This window comes from Collinsella aerofaciens, assembly GCF_019131995.1.
Taxonomy (GTDB): domain Bacteria; phylum Actinomycetota; class Coriobacteriia; order Coriobacteriales; family Coriobacteriaceae; genus Collinsella; species Collinsella aerofaciens_S.
The window spans coordinates 1-1,282 of record NZ_JAHONA010000064.1; the positions used below are offsets into that span (position 1 = coordinate 1).

A 1,282-nucleotide genomic window follows, 5' to 3' on the forward strand; every position below is an offset into this window, starting at 1 on the left:
AGGTACTCCCCCAGCTCTTCCTCCCAGTCGGGCATGTGGAACCCGACCGACTCGAGCCTGGACAGGTCGAGTGCGGAGTGGACCGGGCGCGGGGCGACGGGGCCCGCGGCGCTCGCGTAGTAGTCGGCGGTCGATACCGGCAAGACCTTCTCGCCGTTGCCGTTGGCGGCCTCGAAGACGGCGCGGGCGATGTCCGCCCAGCTCTTCACGACGCCGGAGCCGGTGCAGTCGTAGGTGCCGTAGGGGGCCTTCGCGTCCAGCACATGGAAGATGGCCCGCGCCATGTCGCGCGTGAAGGTCAGGCGGCCCAGCTGGTCGTCCACGACGGTGACCTGGTCCAGCTTGTCGTCCGGGTCGGCGACGCGGTCGGAGAGCGCCTTCATCGTCTTGACGAAGTTGTGCCCCTCGCCGATGACCCAGGAGCTGCGCATGATGTAGTGGCGGGGGCAGCCGGCCACGGCAATGTCGCCCGCGGCCTTGGTCTGGCCGTAGACGGACAGCGGGCTGAGGGGCTCGTCCTCGGTATGGACCTCGGCCGTGCCGTCGAAGACGTAGTCGCTGGACACGTGCACGAGGGTGATCCCGTGCCCGGCGCAGGTGCGGGCGAGCAGGGCCGGGCCGGTGGCGTTGGCCTTCCAGGCGGTCACGCGGCCCTCGGGGGCCTCCGCTTTATCGACCGCCGTGTAGGCACCGCAGTTGATCACGGTGCCGTAGAGCGACCAGTCGTACTGCGCGTAGGCGTCCGGGTCGGACATGTCGAAGGTGTCGATGTCGCAGAAGTCGAAGTCCTTGGCGACGCCGCGCTCCTCGGCGAGCGCGCGCACCGCATGGCCCAGCTGGCCGTTGCAGCCGGTGACGAGGGTGCGCTTCGGCGCCATGGGGACGACGTCCCTCAGCATCGGGTGGTTGAGGTCCGCCTCGGAGACGGTGGCCTGGTCCAGCGGGATGGGCCACTCGATGGCGAGCTCGGGGTCGGCGAGGTTCACGAAGGTATAGGTCCTCTTCAGCTCGAGCGACCAGTGGGCGTCCACCAGGTAGGTGTAGGCGGTGCCGTCCTCGAGCGCCTGGAAGGAGTTGCCCACGCCGCGGGGCACGTAGATGGCCTTGGAGGGGTCCAGGACGGTCGTGTAGACCTTGCCGTAGGTGTCACTGCCCTCGCGCAGGTCCACCCAGGCGCCGAAGACCGAGCCGCGCGCCACGGAGATGAACTTGTCCCAGGGCTCGGCGTGGATGCCGCGGGTGACGCCGCGGCTGTCGTTGTAGGAGATGTTGTTCTGGACGA

At 69.0% G+C, this 1,282-nt stretch carries 1 protein-coding gene; it reads right to left on the reverse strand.

The genetic code is table 11. The annotated features are described in order from the left end of the window. Positions 1 to 1,282: sugar nucleotide-binding protein (locus KSY82_RS10170; RefSeq protein ID WP_217751122.1), on the reverse strand; the 1,282-nt coding region annotated here is incomplete at both ends.